The following is a 4,334-nucleotide window of genomic DNA, read 5'->3' as shown; positions in this document are numbered from 1 at the left end:
ATAATAGCATTAATTACAAACAATACAACACGATACGTTTATACGATAGACAATCAGTATTATTATCGTGCCCTCTACAACCAAACTTACTTCAATACTATTGAAAGGTAATTCATGAATCAGTATAATACGTAATGTTTTCAATATCCATCGATTATAGGTGTGTACCAGTAATAATGTAGCCATACTGAAAAAAGGAATATTATTTATAGCAATTTTAATTAAAAGGGGATAAAGGATATGAAACAATCAAACACGTTTCAAGCGAAGACGTACAACAGGATTAATGTTATTATTATCACTTCAATGATGTTATTAATAACGCAATCTGCATATGCTCAGACGGAAACTGAGAGCTTGGATGCCTTCATAGGAATGCAATATGGATTAAGTATACTTATTCCTATCGTCGCCATCATTATTCTTTTATTACTTTTGCTTATTTATATATTTCGCATCATCGCAAGAGCTACATTTATACGATGGGCCTTCAGTGTCATTATTGCTGGTGCAGCCTTTTATATTAGCCACATATTATTTCACCTCTACTGACAAGAGCACTCTATGAAATCACAAGAACAAAAAGAATTCCCCCTATTCAAAGGAGCAACACGTGTTCCAACTATATGGGGTGTCCCCATGATGCCATTTATCGTTATGGTTATGGGGGTCGCTGTTATTGCTATGACAGTAAGTATCTTTTTGTGGATTATAGCACCTCCATTATGGTTCATTATGGTGCAAATTACTAAAAACGATGATAAGGCGTTTCGTATCTGGTGGTTATGGATCGATACTAAATTTCGCAATCGCAACAAAGGTTTTTGGGGCGCATCAAGTTATAGTCCCTCTGATTATAGTAAAAGGAGATAAACATGACAGCTGTTGAAAGTAGCAAACGCCTTGCATCAGAGACACCTGTAAGCCTGTTTCTGCCTTATTCACATCATATTACAGATACGATTATCTCTACTAAAAATGCGGAATATTTATCGATTTGGAAGATTGACGGGCGTTCACATCAAAGCGCTTCAGAAGAAGATATTTTTCAATGGACAAAAGAGCTTAATAATACTCTACGGGGTATTGCATCAGCCAATTTATCATTTTGGACACATATCGTGCGTCGCCGTGTTTATGAATATCCTGATTCAACATTTGATCAAATGTTTTGCTATCAACTTGATGAAAAATATCGGCAAAGCTTTACTGGTTATAATTTGATGGTCAATGATTTATATCTGACTGTCATTTTTCAACCGATAGCGGATAAAATTATGTCGTTCTTTTCTCAACATGAACGTGAAACGCTTGATCAAAAAAAGATGCGACAAGACTCATGTATCAAAGAACTCAATGACATCAATCGTACTTTAGGCCAATCTTTAAACCGTTACGGTGCAGAACTTCTTGGTGCTTATGAAAAAAATGGGCATGCTTATTCTTCTGCACTTGAGTTCCTTGGAATGCTTGTCAATGGTGAATATCGCCCCATGCCAATTTGCCATGACCGTTTTTCTGACTATATGTCTATCAATCGGCCTTTTTTCTCAAAATGGGGTGCTCTTGGTGAATTGCGAACAACCAGTGGAATGCGTCGATTTGGAATGCTGGAAATTAAAGAATATGATGCAACAACCAAACCAGGACAATTAAATGTTTTGTTGGAAAGTGACTTCGAGTTCGTATTGACGCAGAGCTTTTCGGTGCTCTCCCGACATGCTGCTAAAGACTATTTACAACGGCATCAGCGTAACCTTATTGATGCACGAGATGTGGCAACGAGCCAAATTGAACAAATTGACGAAGCACTAAACCAGCTTATTAGCGGGCATTTTGTCATGGGAGAACATCACTGCACATTGACTATCTATGGTGATACAATTCAACAAGTTCGCGACCATATGGCTAAAGCAAGTGCAGCATTACTAGACGTTGCGGTACTGCCCAAACCTGTAGACTTAGCGATAGAGGCTGGCTATTGGGCACAACTTCCTGGCAATTGGAAATGGAGACCACGTCCTGCTCCGATTACATCATTGAACTTTTTGTCATTTTCATCTTTTCATAATTTTATGTCAGGAAAACCCACTGGCAACCCGTGGGGTCCAGCCGTCACAATTCTTAAAACAACCAGTAAAACACCGCTTTATTTCAACTTTCATGCCTCCAAACTTGAAGAGGACTCAACAGATAAACGTTTGCTCGGTAATACCGCACTTATCGGACAATCTGGTTCCGGTAAAACCGTGTTACTCGGCTTTTTGGTAGCACAAGCACAAAAATTTAAGCCGACAACGGTTGTTTTTGATAAAGATCGTGGTATGGAAATTGCCATTCGAGCGATGGGTGGAAAATATTTAACATTCAAGCCAGGCAAGAAAAGTGGTTTCAATCCTTTCCAACTCCCACCCACACAAGAAAATCTGATTTTTCTGAAACAATTTGTTAAAAAATTGGCAGAAGCTGGTGGTGAGGTCACGCATCACGACGAGGAAGAAATTAACAAAGCGGTTATGTCTGTTATGAGCAGTAACATTGACCAATCACTCCGTCGTTTGTCCTTTCTGATACAATTTTTACCAAATCCACGTTTAAGTGATTATAATGCTCACCCATCTGTTCATGCTCGCTTACTAAAATGGTGTGAAGGTGGTGATTATGGATGGTTATTTGATAATCCCCATGATGCTCTTGATCTCTCAACACATCAAATTTACGGATTTGATATCACGGAATTTTTAGATAATTTTGAAACTCGCACCCCAGTGATGATGTATTTGCTTTACCGCACCGAAGGCATGATTAGCGGACAGCGATTTATGTATATCTTTGATGAGTTTTGGAAGCCTTTGCAAGATCCGTACTTTGAAGATTTGGCGAAAAATAAGCAAAAGACTATCCGTAAACAAAATGGTATTTTTGTTTACGCAACACAAGAGCCTGGCGATGCCTTGGAAAGTAATATTGCCAAAACACTCATTCAACAGTGTGCGACTTACATTTTTCTAGCCAACCCCAAGGCAAACTATGAAGATTATACAAAAGGCTTTAAACTAACAGATACAGAATTTGAACTCGTTAAAGGACTTGGTGAGTTTAGTCGCCAATTCCTCATTAAGCAGGGTGATCAATCTGCGCTTGCAGAACTGAATCTTGGTAAATTCCATCTGACAAGCGGTGGAAAAACCATCGAACACGACTTTAGTGACGAGCTCTTGGTGTTATCAGGTACACCAGATAACGCAGAATTAGCCGAAAGCATTATCGCGGAAGTTGGTGATGATCCGGCAATATGGTTACCAATTTTCTTACAGCACGCAAAAAATGACAGGAGGGAAACATGAAAAAAAAGCTCATTCCAATAGTAGTTGTAATAACTTTAGGGATTTCAGACCCAGCCATGGCTTGGACTTTTGGCGCTGGAGCGGCAGATTTGTCAGCAACAGTTCCAACGACGTGGCCCAATTTTTTTGGAAAGTCACGTGAAACAACGCCTAAAGAACCTCCACAACAAAAGGAAGCGCCAGCTGACCCACTTCTCGAAACACTAAAAAAACAACTTGAGGAAGTAAAAAAGATACAGGAGTCTATAACGGGAAACCAAAAGTTCGACACTAAAAAACTTAAAAATGCACAAACAGATCACAGCAGTTTTTTCCTCAAAAATCCGGAGACGCTCTACAATAGAAATAAATCTTCTGCTCTAACTACATCACTTAAAAATATTTTAAAAGAAGAAGAAATTCCTATCTCTGTCCATGAATCTAGCAGTTTTATCAACAAGCGTAGCCAATATGCAGCCATCACTGATAAAGCCGTAAGTCTAAAGACTTTTGAAGAAGCAAATAATCGTTTTCAGCAAATTGAAGAACTATTAAACGAAATCAAGACAACAAAAGATCTAAAAAGTATTGCTGAGTTACAAGCACATATAATTGGAATGCTCGCTATGCTACAAAATGAAACAGCAAAACTACAAATGGTCACACATTTACGCAATGCTGAATATACACTTATCAAACAGCAGAAGGACAAACATAACATAAAAATTTTGAATAGTAAAAACACGAAAATGCCTACCATAAAATTTATTAGATAAGGCTTTTTATAACAATATTTCGTGTATTATTTTTCCTATATGCTCGTAAAAAGCAAAGGTTAGTGCGTGATATTCAGTTCTCTCTCATAGACTGAAAAGATCTACGAAATTTAATTCTATCCTAAAAAACTCAACGAAAAATGCTTAAAAATCATATAAAAAGTTGAAAATTCGTTAAAGAGGAATTCCATGAACTTTACAGTGTTCACGCAACTTTTCAATAAAATTGATC

General features: G+C 37.7%; 4 protein-coding genes. All 4 read left to right on the top strand.

Annotated elements, in window-relative coordinates:
• Nucleotides 1-240 precede the first annotated feature (240 nt).
• The 4 genes from ACFIJ9_RS01255 to ACFIJ9_RS01240 are packed head-to-tail and all read left to right on the top strand — an operon-like array spanning nt 241 to nt 4,102.
• Nucleotides 241-552, top strand: coding sequence for a conjugal transfer protein (locus tag ACFIJ9_RS01255; RefSeq protein WP_375635476.1), 312 nt, complete (start codon nt 241-243; stop codon nt 550-552).
• A gap of 12 nt (nt 553-564) precedes the next feature.
• Entirely contained in the window at nt 565-873 is a 309-nt protein-coding gene (locus ACFIJ9_RS01250; protein ID WP_015857019.1) for a type IV secretion system protein VirB3, read from the top strand.
• 2 nt (nt 874-875) lie between these two features.
• A complete protein-coding gene (locus tag ACFIJ9_RS01245; protein ID WP_375635475.1) occupies nt 876-3,347 on the top strand; it encodes a VirB4 family type IV secretion/conjugal transfer ATPase in 2,472 nt (823 codons plus the stop codon).
• Nucleotides 3,344-4,102 carry a type IV secretion system protein gene (locus tag ACFIJ9_RS01240; RefSeq protein ID WP_375635474.1) on the top strand — a complete coding sequence of 253 codons (759 nt, stop codon included), beginning with the start codon at nt 3,344-3,346 and terminating at the stop codon, nt 4,100-4,102. The genes ACFIJ9_RS01245 and ACFIJ9_RS01240 overlap by 4 nt, the downstream gene beginning before the upstream one ends.
• The last annotated feature ends 232 nt before the right edge of the window (nt 4,103-4,334 follow it).

The sequence above is a fragment of the Bartonella sp. MR90HLJMH genome, from assembly GCF_042194115.1.
GTDB classification, from domain to species: Bacteria; Pseudomonadota; Alphaproteobacteria; order Rhizobiales; family Rhizobiaceae; genus Bartonella; species Bartonella grahamii.
The sequence above is the reverse complement of the archived record's forward strand: the minus strand, read 5'-3'. Positions and strand labels throughout refer to the sequence as shown.